This window comes from Streptomyces bluensis (genome assembly GCF_014650715.1).
In the GTDB taxonomy this organism is placed as follows: domain Bacteria; phylum Actinomycetota; class Actinomycetes; order Streptomycetales; family Streptomycetaceae; genus Streptomyces; species Streptomyces bluensis.
This window is the reverse complement of record NZ_BMVM01000006.1, coordinates 89,933-106,605: the sequence shown is the minus strand read 5'-3', so window position 1 is coordinate 106,605 and position 16,673 is coordinate 89,933. Positions and strand designations below refer to the sequence as shown.

Annotated in this window: 14 protein-coding genes; 3 read left to right on the top strand and 11 right to left on the bottom strand. The window is 68.5% G+C overall.

The genetic code is table 11. The features are described 5' to 3' along the window. Nucleotides 1–5: 5 nt before the first annotated feature. From IE262_RS17400 to IE262_RS17385, 4 genes are all read right to left on the bottom strand, one after another. Entirely contained in the window at nt 6–1,022 is a 1,017-nt protein-coding gene (locus tag IE262_RS17400; protein ID WP_134036231.1) for a methionine synthase, read from the bottom strand. A gap of 299 nt (nt 1,023–1,321) precedes the next feature. After that, nucleotides 1,322–2,020: an SDR family oxidoreductase gene (locus tag IE262_RS17395; protein ID WP_189874705.1), complete on the bottom strand. Its 699-nt coding sequence runs from the start codon at nt 2,018–2,020 to the stop codon at nt 1,322–1,324. Nucleotides 2,021–2,038: 18 nt separating this feature from the next. Next, nucleotides 2,039–2,578 (bottom strand): LOG family protein, encoded by a 540-nt coding sequence (locus tag IE262_RS17390; RefSeq protein ID WP_134036222.1) that lies wholly within the window; start codon nt 2,576–2,578, stop codon nt 2,039–2,041. A 9-nt stretch (nt 2,579–2,587) separates the two neighbouring features. Beyond that, on the bottom strand, nt 2,588–3,478 hold the full coding sequence (locus IE262_RS17385) for a class I SAM-dependent DNA methyltransferase (RefSeq protein WP_189874703.1): 891 nt from the start codon (nt 3,476–3,478) through the stop codon (nt 2,588–2,590). 89 nt (nt 3,479–3,567) lie between these two features. Here IE262_RS17385 and IE262_RS17380 point away from each other — a divergent pair, with 89 nt between their 5' ends. Then, complete coding sequence (locus tag IE262_RS17380; RefSeq protein ID WP_189874701.1) at nt 3,568–3,894, top strand: DUF427 domain-containing protein; 327 nt, start codon at nt 3,568–3,570, stop codon at nt 3,892–3,894. Between the two features lie 86 nt (nt 3,895–3,980). Here the strand turns inward: IE262_RS17380 and IE262_RS17375 are convergent, their stop codons facing one another. The 3 genes from IE262_RS17375 to IE262_RS17365 form a co-directional block, all read right to left on the bottom strand. Continuing rightward, nucleotides 3,981–4,715: a M48 family metallopeptidase gene (locus IE262_RS17375; protein ID WP_189874699.1), complete on the bottom strand. Its 735-nt coding sequence runs from the start codon at nt 4,713–4,715 to the stop codon at nt 3,981–3,983. A 42-nt stretch (nt 4,716–4,757) separates the two neighbouring features. Beyond that, a complete protein-coding gene (locus IE262_RS17370; RefSeq protein WP_189874697.1) occupies nt 4,758–8,366 on the bottom strand; it encodes a type I restriction endonuclease subunit R in 3,609 nt (1,202 codons plus the stop codon). 234 nt (nt 8,367–8,600) lie between these two features. Then, nucleotides 8,601–9,203, bottom strand: a complete 603-nt coding sequence (locus IE262_RS17365) for an ATP-binding protein (RefSeq protein WP_189874695.1) — start codon at nt 9,201–9,203, stop codon at nt 8,601–8,603. Between the two features lie 280 nt (nt 9,204–9,483). Here IE262_RS17365 and IE262_RS17360 point away from each other — a divergent pair, with 280 nt between their 5' ends. Both IE262_RS17360 and IE262_RS17355 read left to right on the top strand, forming a co-directional pair. Next, the gene (locus IE262_RS17360) at nt 9,484–10,338 is read left to right on the top strand and encodes a helix-turn-helix domain-containing protein (protein ID WP_189874693.1); all 855 of its coding nucleotides are present in this window, start codon (nt 9,484–9,486) and stop codon (nt 10,336–10,338) included. A 13-nt stretch (nt 10,339–10,351) separates the two neighbouring features. Beyond that, nucleotides 10,352–10,549, top strand: a complete 198-nt coding sequence (locus tag IE262_RS17355; RefSeq protein ID WP_189874691.1) for a DUF397 domain-containing protein — start codon at nt 10,352–10,354, stop codon at nt 10,547–10,549. A gap of 20 nt (nt 10,550–10,569) precedes the next feature. Here IE262_RS17355 and IE262_RS17350 read toward each other — a convergent pair whose 3' ends face one another. The 4 genes from IE262_RS17350 to IE262_RS17335 form a co-directional block, all read right to left on the bottom strand. Next, nucleotides 10,570–11,793, bottom strand: a complete 1,224-nt coding sequence (locus IE262_RS17350; RefSeq protein WP_189874689.1) for a restriction endonuclease subunit S domain-containing protein — start codon at nt 11,791–11,793, stop codon at nt 10,570–10,572. Beyond that, a complete protein-coding gene (locus IE262_RS17345) occupies nt 11,783–14,431 on the bottom strand; it encodes a type I restriction-modification system subunit M (protein ID WP_189874687.1) in 2,649 nt (882 codons plus the stop codon). The genes IE262_RS17350 and IE262_RS17345 overlap by 11 nt, the downstream gene beginning before the upstream one ends. 96 nt (nt 14,432–14,527) lie before the next feature. Then, complete coding sequence (locus IE262_RS17340; protein ID WP_189874685.1) at nt 14,528–15,352, bottom strand: RloB family protein; 825 nt, start codon at nt 15,350–15,352, stop codon at nt 14,528–14,530. Next, nucleotides 15,349–16,638 carry an AAA family ATPase gene (locus IE262_RS17335; protein ID WP_189874683.1) on the bottom strand — a complete coding sequence of 430 codons (1,290 nt, stop codon included), beginning with the start codon at nt 16,636–16,638 and terminating at the stop codon, nt 15,349–15,351. Before IE262_RS17335 ends, IE262_RS17340 begins: the two co-directional genes overlap by 4 nt. Nucleotides 16,639–16,673 lie beyond the last annotated feature (35 nt).

The window sequence follows — 16,673 nt, the reverse complement described above, 5'->3', positions numbered from 1 at the left end:
TCCCGTTACTCAGGGTTGTCCGCGAGGGATCTCGCCGCCCGGACGCAGTGGGCGAGCGCCGCGCGCGCGTACGCCGGGGAGGCGCCCGCGAGTCCGCACGACGGCGTGACGGAGACCGCGTCCGTGAGAAGCCCCGGACTCAGCCCCAGCCTGCGCCACAGCGTCCTGACACCCATGACGCTACCGGCAGGGTCTGACAATGGGCCGTCCGTGCCCGGCACCACACCGGCCAGCAGCCTCGTGCCGGCCTCCACGGCTTCCCCGATCGCCTCGTCATCACGCTCGGTGAGCAGCGAGAAGTCGAACGAGACCGCGGCGGCGCCGGCACGGCGCAGCAGTGCGAAGGGGACGTCGGGCGCGCAGGAGTGGACGACGACGGGGCCGTCCGGGCCGTGGGCGCCGATGACGTCCCGCAACGTCGCCTCGACGACCTGGCGGTCCACGGCGCGGTGGGTGCGGTAGCCGCTGGCGCTCTTCACCTGGCCGCGCAGGACGGCGACGAGGGACGGCTCGTCGAGCTGGAGCACGACCTCTGCGCCGGGCACGCGCCGGCGTACGTCCTCGATGTGCGCCCGCAGCCCCTCGGCCAGGGACCCGGCGAGATCCCGGCAGGCACCGGGATCGGACAGGAACGCCTCGCCGTTCCTCAGCTCCAGTGCCGCGGCGAGCGTCCATGGCCCGACGGCCTGGACCTTCAGCGGCCCCTCGTACTCCTGCGTGAACTCCTCCAGCGCGTCGAGGTCCTCCCCCAGCCAGGACGTCGCCCGCTTGGTGTCGCGGCCGGGCCGGTCCCCGATCCGCCAGCCGCTGGGCTCCACGCGCGCGTACAGCTCGACGAGCATCCCGGCGGTGCGTCCGATCATGTCGGCGCCGGGGCCGCGGGCGGGTAGCTCGGGCAGGTGCGGCATCCCCGTCTCCGGGCCCTCGAAGGTTCCGGTGACGGTCTTGGCGGCCTCGCGGGCGTCGGTGCCCGGCATGGAGCCGATGCCGGTGGCGGGGCCGAGGCTGAAGTTCTCGTTCACGTGGTGAAGCCTACGTAGGTCGTTGGGCCCGGGTGCTGGTGCGGGCCCCGGCTCTTGTCGCCCCCGCCGCCCCATCCCGTCCCTGGGGGCTGCCGCCCCCAGACCCCCGCCTGTCGGCCTGAACGGCCTCGTCCTCAAACGCCGGACGGTCTGACTTCAGCCCCTCCGGCGTTTGGGCGAACACTAGAACTCAAGTTGAGGAGCGGGGGTCCAGGGGGCAGAGCCCCTTGGCGGGGTCGAAGGGGCAGCGCCCCTGGGGAAGGGGCGGGTAGGGGTGGCGGGGGCGACACACCCCCTCATCAGCGGCCCGGTCGTACCGTCACGTCATTGATCTCCGCGTCCCTGGGCAGATCCAGAGCCATCAGGATCGTCGTCGCCACCGACTCCGGGTCGATCCACCGGGACGCGTCGTACTCCTTGCCCTCCTGCCGGTGGACCTTGGCCTGCATGGGACTGGCGGTGCGGCCGGGATAGACCGTGGTGACGCGGACGCCGCCCGCGTGCTCCTCGTGACGGAGCGAGTCCGCCAGGGCCTTCAGGCCGTGCTTCGACGCCGCGTACGCGGACCAGTCGGCGTGGGCGGTCAGGCCGGCGCCCGAGTTCACGAACACCACGTGGCCGCGGGCGGCACGCAGCTGGGGCAGGAAGTGGCGGGTCAGCTCGGCCGGGGAGATCAGGTTGACGTTCAGCTGGTGGCGCCAGGACTTCGGGGTCAGCTCGCCGACCGGGCCCAGGTCGACCACGCCCGCGATGTGCAGCAGGGAGTCGACCCGGTCCGGGAGCGTCTGGTGCGAGAAGGCCCAGGACAGCCGGTCCGGCTCCGCCAGGTCACCCACCAGGGTCCTCGCGCCGGGGAACTGGGCCGCCAACTCCTTGGCGCGGCCCGCGTCACGCGCGTGCAGCACGAGATCGTCCCCACGCGCGTGCAGACGGCGGGCGACGGCCGCGCCGATACCGGAGCCGGCTCCGGTGATCACATGTGTAGCCATGCCCGCCATGCTCGCATCACCCTTGCGTCATTCGACGCCCTGGCTCTCCTCCAGGTACGCCAACGCCCCCACCGGTTCCTCCGCGAAGAAGACGAGGTCCGTAAGGGGGCGGGGCAGGAAGCCCTCGTCCTCCATGCGCCGGAACTGCTCCTTGAGGCCATCGTAGAAACCGGCCGTGTTGAGCAGCACGACCGGCTTGTCCGTGTGGCCGTGCTTCTTGAGCTCCAGGATCTCCGTCGCCTCGTCCAGTGTGCCGGTGCCGCCGACCATGATGACCACGGCGTCGGCCTTCTCCAGGAGCAGCCGCTTGCGCTCGGCGAGGTCGCGCGCGACGACCATCTCGTCCGTCCCGGGCCGTGCCCTGTCCGAGAGGAACTCGACGGAGACGCCGAGCAGGCGCCCACCGGCCTCCTGCACCCCGTCCGCGACCACCTTCATGAGCCCGACGTCCGAGCCGCCCCACACGAGCGTGTGCCCGCCCTTGCCGAGGAGCTTGGCGAACTCGCGCGCGGGGCGGGTGTAACGGTCGTCGAGGTCGGCGGCCGAGAGGAAGACGCAGATATTCATGCGCCCACGCTACGGGCCGCCACTGACATCCGGGCTGGCTTCCGAGCGGACTTCCGAGCGGGCTTCGCACCCGACGTCCGAGCTGGCGTCCGAACTGGCGTCCGGCAGCGCGGTCACACGCATCTTCGACTGGCGGTGCGGAAGCTCCTCCCAGTCCTCCATGAGCCGGGCCGACAGGCCGTGTCGTGCGGCGAGGGCGACGAGGGTCTCGGTCCGGTAGTAGAAGTCCTCGTGCAGGACCTGGTGCTCCCTGCCCTCGGTGCGGTCGAAGGTGAAGTCGAAGAAGCCGCCGGGTGCGAGGACTCGGCCGACGTGCGCGAAGCACTCCTCGATGACATGCGGCGGCGAGTGCGAGAAGACGCTGTGCGCGTGCACCACGTCGAAGCGCGCGTCGGGCAGGAAGGCGAGGGTCAGGTCGTCGACGAGCACCAGGTGGGGAAGCTTGGGCTGAAGCCCCTCGCGCACGAGGGTGTCCTGGGCGGCGAGCAGGATGTCCGGCGAGATGTCGATCCCGTAGTAGTGGCCGCTCTCCAGGTGGTCGATGAACAGCCGCCCCGCGCGCAGGTTCCCGCAGCCGATCTCCAGCATGCGGTGGTGCGGTCGCAGCCCATGCCGTACGAGGTAGTCGAACTGCATCCGGCCCAGCTGGGCCCACCGTTCGCGCGACGGGTTGTGCCCCACCGCCGCCTCGGCGCTGCGAGCGGTGTCGGAGGCCATCACGGCCCGGTAGTACCCGATGTGGTCGCGCCGGTACCTCAGCCGCAGCCAGGCGTCACGGGCGGCCCGCCTGGTGTGGGCGGGCACACGCTCGGGGTAGCGCAGGGCGTAACGTAGCTGGTGGGTGAGGCTCCTGCGGTTCCTGCGGTTACTGGACGGGCCGGACCGATCCGCGGCTCGCATGACCACCTCCACTGCACGGCTCCACGGGGAAGAACACAACAGCAGCCTGCGCTGTACCCGACGAGACGGCCACCCAAGGAGGGTCAATCGTGACCGAGGGACACAGCATCACCATCGAGCAGAGCGCCGAGCACGTACGCGTGGTGCACGACGGACAGGTCCTCGCGGAGAGCACCCGTCCCCTGGTGCTGCGCGAGACGGGTTGCCCCGCGCGGTACTACATCCCCGAAGGGGATGTACGCACGGAGCTGCTCACCGCGTCCGAGACCCACACGTACTGCCCGTTCAAGGGCACGGCCTCGTACTGGTCACTCCCGGACGCCCCCGACCTCGTGTGGGCGTACCCCGAACCGAAGCCGGAGGTCGCGGAGCTCAAGGGGCACCTGTGCTTCTACGACACCCAGGTCGTGGAGTAGATCTGCGAACGTCGGGGACCGCCCTGTCGGACCGATGAGTTCCCGCCGTACGACCGATGAATTCCGGCAGTCTCGGCAGGCACGGCTTACCCAACCCGCCCTCGCCACAACAGCGGTTCCTCGTCAGCGAACCACCGCTCGCGTCGGTCGGCGTCCGAGAGCACGAGCCGCATCTCCCTACGGAAACCAGGCCCATGGCCCGGCTCCTTCAAGTGGCACAACTCATGCACCAGGACTAGATCGACCAGAGGGGGAGGAAGCTGTATGACGGCCCAGTGAACCGTGATGGCTCCCGTCGGCGTACACGCGCCCCAGCGATCGGCGAGGTCGGCGATCGCGATTTTCCGTGCCGCCGCCCCCACACGCGCTTCCAGAGACGGTAGACGGGCACGCAGCCATTCACTGCCGCGCTCGGTGTACCAGGCGGCGATCTTCCGCGCACCCTCCTCGGCATTCGTCGGTTCCGGCAGCTCCAGCCAGCCCCGGTGCATACGTACTTTTCGGCCGTCGGCCGACGGGACGCGCCGCAGCCGGTACCGCCGCCCGAGATAGGCAAAGCTGCTCCCGCTGATCAGCTCCTTCACCGGTTCGGCGGGGCGCTCGCGACGGCGTCTGACTTCCTCCGCGAGACGCGGCAACCGGGTTCGCACAGCAGCCGCCACGGCGTACGGGTCGGCGTCCGCAGGCACGGCGAAGAGCACCTCACCGTCCGGTGTGACCTCGATGCCCAGCGAACGGCGCCGATGGCGCAGATCGACACGCCACCGCCATCCCGGGGGGAGCGGAAGCGCGGCGATCGCCTGCTGGACGGATGTGCTCACCGGCCATTCCTACCACCCGGTACTGCCAGTGCCGTACCAGGCTCAGCTCTCGTCGCCCGGCGCGTACCGCAGGAAGTCGTCGTGCCGTTCCGCTGCCAGATCCACCAGCAGGTTCGCCAGCGGGCCGGTCACCACCCAGTCGACGTGGAGTTCGCCCTCCAGGTAGTTGCGCAGTTCCCGCCGTACCCGATCCCTCGCCTCCGGGAGTGCCTGGAAGTTCGGGGACCGGACGAGAACCGCTATACAGGCCGCGACGTCCCGAGCGGCCTTGACCCTGTCGACCGTCTCCGGAACGGCAGGCCCGTCCGCTTCCTCGTAGTCGCGGCACAGCAGCCCGTACACGGGCTGCTCGGTCCACGGGTCGAGGCCGGTCACACCCGTGCCGCCGCCGTCCTCCTCGACGCTGAGAACATCGCAGGCCAGGGTCTCCAGCGAGGCCGCAGCCTGTTCGAAGTCCTCCTCCATACGCCGGACGACCTCTTCCAGCCGCTCGCTGAACCTCTCGTAACGGGTGCGGTCGGCATCCAGCCGTGCGGTGATGTGGGTCCTGAGGCGGCTGGTCAGGTACGACACCCTGGCGCGAGCGTCCGGATTCGCCAGGACCCGCTCCATGAAGTCGGGGGCGGTAAGTGTCGCGGGCGGTACGCGCTCCTCGATGCCGGACACCTTGAGGTGCCGAGCAATGAGATCGCGCACCTTGGCGCCGTAGCGCCTCGGGCTGAACTGGTCGCGGTCGTCGAGGTAGCGGGCACGGACCAGATACTGCACCTCACCGATCCGGCGCGCGAAGTCCTCGTACTCCAACGCGTACGGCCGGGGCAGTACGGCACCCAGAGCCGTCAGGAAGTCCCGTACGATCTCGTCGAACTCGCCGCGCAGCAGCGGGTCGGCGAGCCTGGCCAGCAGGCCCTCGCGCTGCCTCTCGTCGTCGATCGAGGTGCCCCCGAGCTCCGCGAGCAGACGGGTGAGAATCCGGTGCCGGTCCGCCAGGAGGGCATCCGCGGCGGCATCCGCCTGGAGCCAGAGGCGGTCGCGGGTGGGCTGGGGGCCGATGTGGTCCGGGTCCAGGTGATCGAAGGAGACGTCCTGGTAGCCGAACACTGCCCGCAGGTGGGCCTCTTCGTACGCGGCGAGCGAGCGGGCGAGCTCGGGGCCGACGCCAACGTAGTCCACGACCAGGCCGAACTCCTTGGCCGGGTAGGGCCGGTTGGTACGGGCGATGCCCTGGAGAAGTCCCGCGCCGGCCAGCTTGCGGTCGAGGTAGAGCACCTGTTCGGGCGGGGCGTCGAAACCGGTGAGAAGCATGGAGTTGACGACGAGGAATCCCAGCGGCATGTCTCCCTCAGGCTCGCCCGGTCGGTGTCGCCTCACCGTGCGCGAACGGCCCTCGTTCCAGGGTCCCCCGCCCCTGCCTGCCGGTCGCGGCGCGCGATCGGGCGCGGCCCCCTGCCAGGAGCGGTCGGCGGGCGGGGCGAACGGATCGAGTACGGGCACGCCGCGCTTGAAGCGGTCGATGTACTCCACGTGGCGCGCCTTGTCGGTCCAGCGCTTCCAGCGACCCCGGTCCCGCGCCCTGTCCTCGGAGATCACCGCGGCGACCTCGATTCGGGCAAGCAGGTGTCGGTACCGCGCTAGGCGGATCAGTTCGCGCTGCTCACCGCCCGTCGACTCCTCGGCCTCGGGGTCGTGCAGCAGCGGACCGAGTCCGTCGATGCGTGCGACGAGACGCTTGAGAGCAGCGGTTAGCTCCCTCTGGTAGCGGACGGCGGCCTTCCGGGACACCGCGACGACCTGCGCGCCGAAGCCGTCCCTCATCGCGGTGCGTGCCCAGTGCCACACCATGTCCTCGGCCTTGGCGGCGATGACGGCCGGAGACTCCAGCACCTCCTTGCGCCGGCCGAACCTCCGCAGCACGCGGCGGCGTTGATCTGGCTCCACGGGGACCTGCTCGTCGAACCCGGCGTCGAGGCGGGCTTTGTCCAGCACCTCCAGGGACACACTCTCGGCGGCGTAGCGGACGGGGACGACGGCTCCGTCCCGCTCGGCGTCGCGCAGCGTGTAGGTGTCGGCGAAGGGACCGAAGATGTCCTCGGTGGTCTTGCGGGCTTTGTTGATGATCGGGGTGCCGGTGAAGCCGAGCATCGCGGCGTTCGGCAGCATGGCGCGCAGTCGGGCGTGCTGCCAGGCGGTCTGACCCCGGTGTGCCTCGTCGATCAGTACGACGATGTCGTGGCCGTCGTTCGCAACGCGGTTGTGGACGTGGTCGCGTTCGCCGGGCTCCTTGGCGAGAAACTCGTCCTGCCCGTCGTACGACGCGTCGTCGTCGCGGCGGGCCTTCTGGAGCATGACGAGCACGACGTCGGGAACGTCGACGGCCAGGAAGCGGCGTGCCTGCCTGACGGACCTCGACCGGTAGATCCGCTCGTCGGCGGCGCCGAGGCTGCTGCGAATCTGCTCTTCGAGGTCGCGCCGGTCGGTCACCACGACGACCTTGTGTCCGGCCAGTTCGGGAGTACTGCGCAGATGACGGACGAGGAAGGCCATGGTGAGGCTCTTGCCGGACCCCTGGGTATGCCAGGTGACACCGCCCCGGTGGTCGGTGTCTCGCCCGGCCGCGCGGGCCGCCTGTCGGGCCCGCAGTGAGGCCGCGATCCGGTGAACGGCGCGGAACTGCTGGTATCGGCCGACGACCTTGACCGTACGGGGCCCGCGCCCCGCCTGGGTGGTGAAGTCCCGTACGAGGGCGAGGAGATGGGCGGGTCGCAGCGCCCCCGCGACGAGGGTCTCCTGTGCGGTGAGCCGTCGGTCCTCGGGTGCCCCGATCTCCTCCCGCACCTGGCCCTCTGGGGCCGGTTCCACGGTACGCCAGGGCGCGAAATGCTGTGGTTCGGAGGTGACCGTGCCCAACTCGGCATGGTCGCCGTCCGTGGCCACGAGGACCTGGGCGAACCGCACGAACTCGGGTATGGACCCGGCCTCGTCCACACCCGCGTAGCCGATGACCTGCTCGACGGCCAGGTCCAGGGAGATACGGCTGTCGTGGTCCGCCTGTATATGGCTGCCGAGCCGGGCCGCAGGTGTCTTGCACTCGATGACGACCCAAGGCAGGCCGTTGACGAAGAGGACGAGGTCGGGGGTGGCGGGCTTCCGGCCCTCCGCGCCCTGCGGCTTCTCCCGCTCGACGCGGAACTGTGAGACTGCCAGCAGATCGTTTCCGCGCGGATCGTCTTCGTCGTGCCGGGACGGCTGCTCCCAGTCGACGAGTCGTACGTGTTCGGGCAGACCCTTCGTCCAGCCGGGCAGCGTACGGGCGTTGACGCCTTCCCGCAGCATCCGGGTCACTTCCAGGTTCCCGGCCACGCCACGGTCCGACTGCGGCCGTTGCCCGGGCCCACGCCCCATGAGCCGGTCGAGGATGTGCCTCAGCTGAGCTTCAGTGAGCCACGGTCGACCGTCCGGTCCGGGGTTGAGTCGGCTTACGGAGGAGAAGAACCGTTCCTCGTAGACGACTTCAGCAAAGGAGGCACGCTCGGAGTCACCGGCTCGTGTGGCTGGCGCGCCGGGCCGGGCGCCCTGGATGTGCTCCCATCCCATGGCGACGAGCTGGTCGATGAGCGGCCTCTCGACCAGCTCGTACTCCGGGTGCGCCATTCCCGCTCTCCCCGTCCGCCATCGCACGCGTCAGCTTCCCCCCTGAGAAACGGGGGTAGGGGCGAGTTTAGTGGGGCGTACTGACAGTGGCGGGCGTGGCAGGAGTGCCATTGGCTGATCTGGGCCAGTCGGTTACGGCCTGACCTGGGCCTTCGAGGGCAGCCGGTGGCCCAGATCTGCCAATTCCGAGGCGCGGTGGCGGGCGAAGCCCACAGCCTGAGGCTCGGCCGGTCCTCAGGCGGCGAGCGCGGAGGCGGGCGGGGGCGGTGGGACGGGGAGTCTCAGCTCGAACCAGATGGTCTTGCCGCCGGGTCCGCAGACGCCTTCTCCTATGGCGCACCCGCCCCACCGGTCGGCGACCGCGTCGAGGATGAACAGTCCGCGCCCTCCGTCCGCGTGTGGCGGTGCCTCCGTGGGCCGCGCACCGGACATCGGGGGCAGGTCGGGGCTCATGTCCCAGACACTGACGCGCAGTACGGGGTGCAGCCACTGAAGCCGTACGGACGCGGGGCCCTTCGTGTGCCGTACGGAGTTGGTGGCCAGCTCCGAGGCGAGGAGCTCCGCACGGTCGGTGAGCTGAGCGAGGCCGTGCGCGTCGAGGACGGCACGGAGGGTGAGGCGGGCGATGCCAGGGCCTCGGGGATCGCAGGGGAAGTGCAGCTCGTAGTGCCAGGGGGAGGTGAAGGGGAGGGGTGGGGGGTGCGGGAGGTCTGAGAGGAGGTCAAGTGACGGGGATAGATAGGGGGATGAGAGGGACACAGGTGCTGGGTGCGAAGTGTCGGTCTCGTAGGTGGCGGCCGGGCGCGGGTTGCGGTTGGTGTTCTGGTCTGTGTTCACGTGGCACCTCCTGAGGCGCGCGGTTGTGATGGTCAACTGGACGTGTGCCACTGGGTGTTCCCTGCTGGGGGCCGGTGTCTCTGCCGGGCAGCCTGCCTCCCGGGTGGGCAGGGTGGGGCGGTGCGCTTCCGGATCCGGCGGGGAACGGGTGACGCGCATCACAGAGTACGAGGTGATCACATAACGGTGCTACTCACTCACTCATAAGCGTTAGCTTCACGTTTTGGGTGGACCAGGCGGAATTGGCTAGGCACACTGTGCGCGAGCAAGGAGAGATCCCATGGCACCGCGACAGTCCCCAACCATCCTTCAGCGCCGCTTCGGCACCGAGCTGAGGCGGCTCCGCGAGGCGGCAGGCATGTCCGCCCCTACGGCTGCCGAGCACCTCGGCACCGACCGCACGGTGATCTCCAATGTGGAGGCAGGACGCTTCGGTATCAGCGAAGAACGTCTGCGACGACTCACCAGCATCTACGAGTGCGACGATGCCGCACTGGTCGATGCGCTGGCCGAGCTGACGGGTGGCCGCAAGTCCGGTTGGTGGGAGGAGTATCGGGGCAAGATTCCGCCCGGCTTCCTGGACGTGTCCGCGCTCGAAAACTACGCCGTGCGCCTACGTACGGTTCAAATTGCCCACTTGCCCGGGCTGTTCCACACCGAAGACCACGCACGTGCCATCTTCAAACTCCCCGCGCCGCCACTCCCGCGACTGGAGGTCGAGCTGCGAGTCGCCCACCGCATGGCCCGTCAGGCGGTGGTCACCGGAGACCGTTCCATTCCCTACGTCGGCGTGATCCACGAGGCCGCGATCAGAATGCAACTCGGAGGACGCAACGTCACTCGTGCCCAGCTCCAGTACCTCCTGGAAGCCAGTGAGCGCCCGAACGTCACACTACGGGTGATCCCGTTCGCCGCTGGAGGCTTCCCACTCCTCGGTGACTCGTCAGTCCTGTACGCAGAGGCTCCGAACAGTCACTTGGACACCGTGCAGCTGGACTCACCGACAGGCGCTGTCTTCTTCGACTCCCCCACCCAGCTGGCCAACTTCCGCACTCGGCTGGACTTGGTCGAGAAGGTGGCGTTGACTCCCTCCAAGTCGAGGGATTTCATCCGCACCGTCGCCAAAGAGCTGTAAGAGGGGTCCACACGTGTCCGGCCTGCACTGGGTCAAGTCGTCGTTCTCCGACGAAGGGGGTAACAACTGCGTCGAGCTCGCGTCCACCGAGAGCGGCATAGCCCTGCGCGAAAGCGAGTGTCCTGCCGAGGTTCTGACGACCCGTCCGGTCACCTTCGGGGCGCTCCTGCAAAGCGTGAAGACAGGCGCGCCCAGGTTCCACGCCGAGTAACCCGCCGTCGGAGCGACCTCTCAGGCGGCTGCCGGCCGTACCCGACCGCGCCCCGCGAACAGATCCTCGACAACCGCCTGTTGAAGAGTGCGAAGTTTGCCAATCTGCCTGCTCAGCACGTCAATCCGCTGCATGAACTCGGCATGGACAGCGACAACGCGGCGCTGTCCCTCTGGTGGCATGCACGGCACCTGGAGGCTCTGCACGTCAGCTTTGGAGATCTTGTACTGACCACTTGATCCCCGCATGGCGTCGTCGATCTGGCGCCGTACAGGATCCGAGCTGAGCACAAGTCCCAGGAACCGCTGGTCGAGGAGATCCGGGTCGGCCAACAGCCGGAACATCAGGTCTGGAAGCATCAGACACGGACGGGTTTGCTCGACCGCACAGGCAACACCAACCAGCGCCTTGACGCCGTTTGCACGAGACATCAGCACGTCACCTGGTCTCACCTCAAGCCCTGTACGAGGCGGAGTCTGCAGTGGCAATGCCTTGGCTTCAGACTCGTCGTAGCTGCCTGATGTGACGGCGCTGAGTTTCAGAACACCCCACTCATCCTCGGCTGGCGTTCGGGATTCACAAACAGGGCTCCACCCTGTCTCCACTCGCTGGAGTACGTCCTTGAGGGGCTTGTACTCAACACGAGGCACCCCTTGCAGGTTGATGGCCAGAGCTGCCCTGGCGGCCACTCGCAGCTTGCTCCGCACCTCATCCAGCGCCCCGATACGCCGGTCGAACGCGGCGTGGGCGGCGACGATCCCGCGCTGCTCCTCCAGCGGCACGTCAGGAACAGGAAGTTGCCTTATCTGCTCCTGGCCGATGTTCTTCATGCCCGCGCTCGTGCCGGTCGCCAGAGCCCTGACGCAGTGTCGGCTCTCGGAGCGAGCAAGAACCAGTTGCACAAACTTCCGGTCAGCACGTGTCCCATCGACATGGAGTCGGAGCGTCTTGTCGCTGAGTAGGAGCCTCGGCGGAGGCATATCAGCCACGCAGGCCAGACCTACCAGCTCCTCCGTGTTTGCTCGGGTCACCAACAGATCGCCGTGCCGCACCTCGTATCGCGGATGCACCAGAGCCATGTCGCGAATAACCTTGTTCTCCCGCGCTGCAAATCCATCTGGCTGCACGGCACTCACCTTGAGGACTCCCCACTCGCCCTCGCCCGCAGGGGTGTCCTCAGCTGCAGGACTCTTACCGGCCTCGATGCGGGTCAGCCACTCACCCAGCCTCACCTCACCGCGCATACCCAAGCTCCTTCAACCAGGCCCCCAGCTCCCCCGCCGCAGCCTCGCTCTCCCCCTCCAGCTCCTCCAGCGACACCGCGTACTTGTCCGCCCACCCCCGAATCGCCGCCACCAGTTCGCGCCGCCCGGCGGCCACCGCCGCGTCCAAGCGGTCGGCCAACCCGGCGCCGAACACCGTCAGGACGACACGCTGTGCGCCGTCCACCTCCGCCTTGGCCTGCTTCGCCGCCGCCCGCAGGTCGCTCAGGAAGCGGTCGTCCAGGGCCGAGCGGTGACGGGAGGCCGCCGTGCGCTCCTTGCGCAGGCGGGCCACCGTCTTCTCCAGGCGCTTGATCTCCTCCGGGTCCACGGGCCCGCGCTCCGCCTCATCCCCCTCGTCACCCGAGTCGTCCGCGTCCTCGTCAGCGTCCCCGGTCAACGGAGGCTGCGCAGCCGCCAGCTCCGCCACCGCCGACTTCAACACCGCGTCCGCCCGAGCCAGTTCCTCGTCCGCGCGGGCCACCTCATCCAGGAATCCGGGGATCAGCACCCGTACGACCGGCTGGTCGAGGGCGCGGCGGCGGTCGGCCGCCGTGACCGTCGTCTTCTTGCGGCCGCGGATCTTGCCCTTCCCGCCGGCACCCGCGCCGCCGTTCCCGCCGTCATCGTCCGCGTCGTCGTCGGGCAGTACCGGTTCGACCATGGTCTCCACCGAGTCGATCCAGCCGTCCAGCACCCGGTCATATCCTCCGGCCGCCAGGGCCTTCAGGTCGTACCGGACGGCCATCCACCAGTCGGCGACGATGCCCGCAGCGTCGTAACGGTCGAGCATGCCCACGTCCCGGAGGGCCTTGGTGAAGCCCTTCACCAGCCGACCGCGCAGCGGTAGCAGTTCCTGGTGACCGATGAGCGCCGTGAAACCACCTGCCTGCTCCGCCCACCACTCCTCGTAGGTCTCCCTGACCTGTGCCTCCTTCGGCGCCGCCAGCTCAGGGATACGGGCCGCCGTAGCCTCCGGGCCCTCCGGGAGGAAGTCGACGTAGTCCTCGTCGTCCTCCCGTCGCTCGAAGAGGTCGGCGATGTCGATGCCGTACGCGTGGAACAGGCCGGCTTTGATCTCGATCTCGGCCGTCGGGACGCCGCCGTACAGGTGTGCCCGTACGTCCTGGGGCTCGGGCGGCGGTGAATTGTCCACCCAGCGGCGGATGTTGAGGTTGGCGTCGGCGGCCAGGAGGTCGTCGACGCTCACCAGGCGTGAGTAGCCCGGCTCCTCCAGCCACTCCCGGTAGACCGTGACGATCTTCTCCGCGTGTCCCTCGCCCAGTTCGTTCTGGTTGCGGGCGGCACGGAAGTCACGGTCGGCGTTGATGAACAGGACCTGGCCCTCGCGTGCTGGGGCCTTACGGCCGTGTCTGCGCAGAACCAGGATGCAGCCGGGGATTCCGGTGCCGTAGAAGAGGTTCGGGCCCAGGCCGATCACGGCCTCGATGCAGTCCTGCTCCAGGAGTTCCACCCGGATGTCGCGCTCCTTGCCCGCGCGGAACAGGACGCCGTGCGGCATGACCGTGGCGGCGACGGCGTCCCGGTTGTGCTCCAGCACCGAGATCATGTGCTGGACGAACATCAGGTCGGCCTTCTTGCCGCTCTCAGGTGCGTATCCCCAGTGCATCCGCTTGCCGTGGTCATTGTCGGCCTTCTTGACCAGCTCAGCGTCGTAGTTGAGGGAGAAAGGGGGGTTCGAGAGAACCTTGGTGAAGGTGCGCAGCCTGTTGCCCGCGGTGAGGTGGAGCGGCTCGACGAGGGTGTCGCCGTGCTGGAGGTCGAATTCGTGGATGCCGTGCAGCACCATGTTCATGCTGGCCATGGACCAGGACGGGCCGTTCTTATCCTGGCCGTTGATCCCCAGATCGTCCGGGCCACCGCCGCTCTCCTCCACGTACTCCCGCGCGGCGATGAGCATGCCACCGGAACCCGCGCATGGGTCGTAGACGCTGTCGCCCGGCTTGGGGTCGACGAGGCGCACCATCATGCGCACGACCTCGCGCGGGGTGTAGAACTCGCCCCCACGCTGGCCGGCGGAGTCTGCGAACCGGGCCAGCAGGTACTCGTACGCCGCGCCCAGCATGTCCGGGAACTCGAAGTCCTCGTTGCGCAGCCGGTAGAGGCTGAAGTGCCGGATGAGAGAGCGCAGTTCGGCGTTGGTGAAGCGGGGTTTGGTGCCGACGACCTCATTGAAGTTGATGTGCCGGGCAACGCCGTCCAGCTTGTCGTTGCTCTCCTGGAGTGCCGCCAGGGCTTGATCCAGTCCCTGGCCCACCTTGTCGACCAGTGCGCTGATGCCGGGGGCCGGGTTGCCCGGGGTCCGCGGGTCGATGTGCGGGCCTCTCCACCAGCGAGCGCGTGGCGGGACGTAGAAGACACGGGGGTACTTGTCCCTGTCGTTGGCCCGCTCCAGGGCCTTGCCCTTGTCTCCTCTCGTCCGTTCCAGGGCATCCGCGTAGACGCGCTCCCATTCGGGCTGGAACTCGTCCGAGGCACGTTTGAGGAACAGCATCCCGAAGATGAAGTCACGGTACTCCGAGGCGTCCATCCTGCCGCGCAGGATGTCGGCGGCCGAAAAGAGGTGCCGTTCAAGCTGGGGCAGGGTGATACGGGCCAAGGTGAGCCAGTCCTTCGTACGTACGCCGTCGGAATCGGGAGAACCCCGGAAGCGTAGTCCGGGCGGTAGGCCGAACGAAATCCGTTCGTCCGGTTGCTACGATTCGTCCGTTCCGATGCCGAGACTGACCAGGAGACGCCACACATCGGCTGATGGATCGCGCCGGACCGGGTCACAGCTGGCAGCGTGGCCGGTGCGGCGGTTCCACTCCTCGTAGGTCTCCTTCGTCTCGCTCCTCGGCCCGGGAATTCTCTCCACCGTCAGGCCCTTGGCCGAGCAGCCGCCGGACGGGTGCGGGCACAGCGCCACCAGCTTCCGTGCGTTGCGTACGGCGGTCCGCTCACGGCCGAGCAACGACCGCCCGCGCGGGCCTCCGAGTCCCTTGCCCCGGTCGCCGGACTGCGTGTCGTAGTCCACGAAGCCGTCGGCCTCCGGGTGGCTGCGCAGCCGGTCGAGGACGATGGCGCTCAGGCCGCTCTCCGGGCTCGTGTGCTGTTTGAAGTGAAGGAGCAGCCACAGTTCGAAGGAGGGGTGAGAGAGGGCCACGTGTACGCCCTGCTCGGCCGCAAGCCGCATGGCCTCCCGGATCTCCTCGGGGGTCTTGTCACCGGAGTCCCGGTCGAAGAGCGCCCACTTCTCGTCGTACGGGTCGGCCTCGGCAAGAACACGCTTGACCACCTCGACGGGGCGCAGTCCGTTGTTGTCGTGGTGCCTGCAGAAGTGCAGGTGGAATTTTTTCTCCTCGCCGTAGGCATGATTGAGGAGGGTGATGTAGTCGCGCTCGGTCTTAGCGCCCTCGGTGGCTACGTAGATCGTTCGCTGGGAGGGGTCCCGGTAGGTGGAGAGGGGACGGCGTACCGAGCCCCTGCCTGGGCGGTCGCGACGTTTGCGGCGCTCGCCCTGTGCTCTGTTACCGCTCACGCTGTCGCCTTCAGCCCCTCTTCGAGCAGGGCCAACTGGCGCGCCACCTCGCCGTTGGTCAGGCGGGGTACGCCGCCGTAACCGCCTTGCAGATAACGCCGTACCAGATTCTCGTCATTGCGGACCTTGCGGGCGGCGGTCAGCGGGTAGAGCTCGGTCTCCCCTGTGCGGCTCTTCAGAGTGATCCACACCTGGTCGCGATCGAGAGGCCGCTCGGCGACCGTGGGCCCCAGCAGCGTCGCGTCGTGGGTCGTGAAGACGAGCTGGGCCGTACGGGGGTTGGCCTCCTCGTCCTGGAAGATGCGGATCACCTCCGCCGCGAGCAGCGGGTGCAGGCTGGAGTCGAGCTCGTCGACGAGGAGGGTCCCGCCGCTCTTGAGGACGCTCAGCAAAGGGCCGAGGAAGGCGAACCAAGCGTGAGTGCCGAGTGACTCCTGGTTCCAGAAGTCCAACGGCAGGTCCTTGCCGACGGCTGAGCGGTGCAGAAGCTGCGGATCTCCGGTGTCCGGGTCGACGGAGAGGTCGGTGATGCCGAGATCCGCCGACCGCAGCAGGGTGACGAAGCGGTCACGCAGGTCACCGTCGGTGAGATGAGCCTCGTTGATCAGATCTCTCGTCCAGTGAGTGCGGACCGCCACCTCCTCGCCAGGCTCGACGAGCCAGAAGTTGTCGAGGAACCATCGATGAATCGCGGAGAGCTGCGGATGGTTCATCGCGGCGGCCACGGTCAGGAAGAGCGAGTTCGGCCGGGTGAAGTTGGTGAAGGCGTCCTGGGCGCCCCGCAGTCCCGTACGAGGGATGCGGAACTCACCGCCTTCGGACTCGGGCCGTCCGGCTTCCCGGTCGAACCACACCTGACGGCGCCCACTGGGGTAGGCATGCAGCCATTCGGCTTCCACTCGCTCGTCGGACAGCTCGAAGCCATATGTGTAGCGGACAGGCTCGCCGCGAGTGGGGAGAAGAAGCTCCACCTCGAAGAGGCTGGTGTCGTCCCGCGCGCTCGGGTCGAGCGCGAAGGGCTCGCGCGGTACGCCCGGTTCCTTGCTCCAGTCAGCGAAGGACTCGCGGACGGCCCTGCGCATGAAATACATCGCCAGCAGCAGGTTCGACTTGCCGGAGGCGTTGGCGCCGAAGACGCCGACCGTGGGCAGTATCTCCAGCTGCTTCTTTTGCGAGCGCATGCCGGTGTCACGGCCGGTTCTCTCATTGAACTCGGTCGCCACCAGCGACAGCTCGACCTCGTCGCGAATCGACCGGTGGTTGGCCACCCGGAAGCTGAGCAGCATGGGGGCCTCCTGTTCGATCGCTGGTAAGTTCGCCA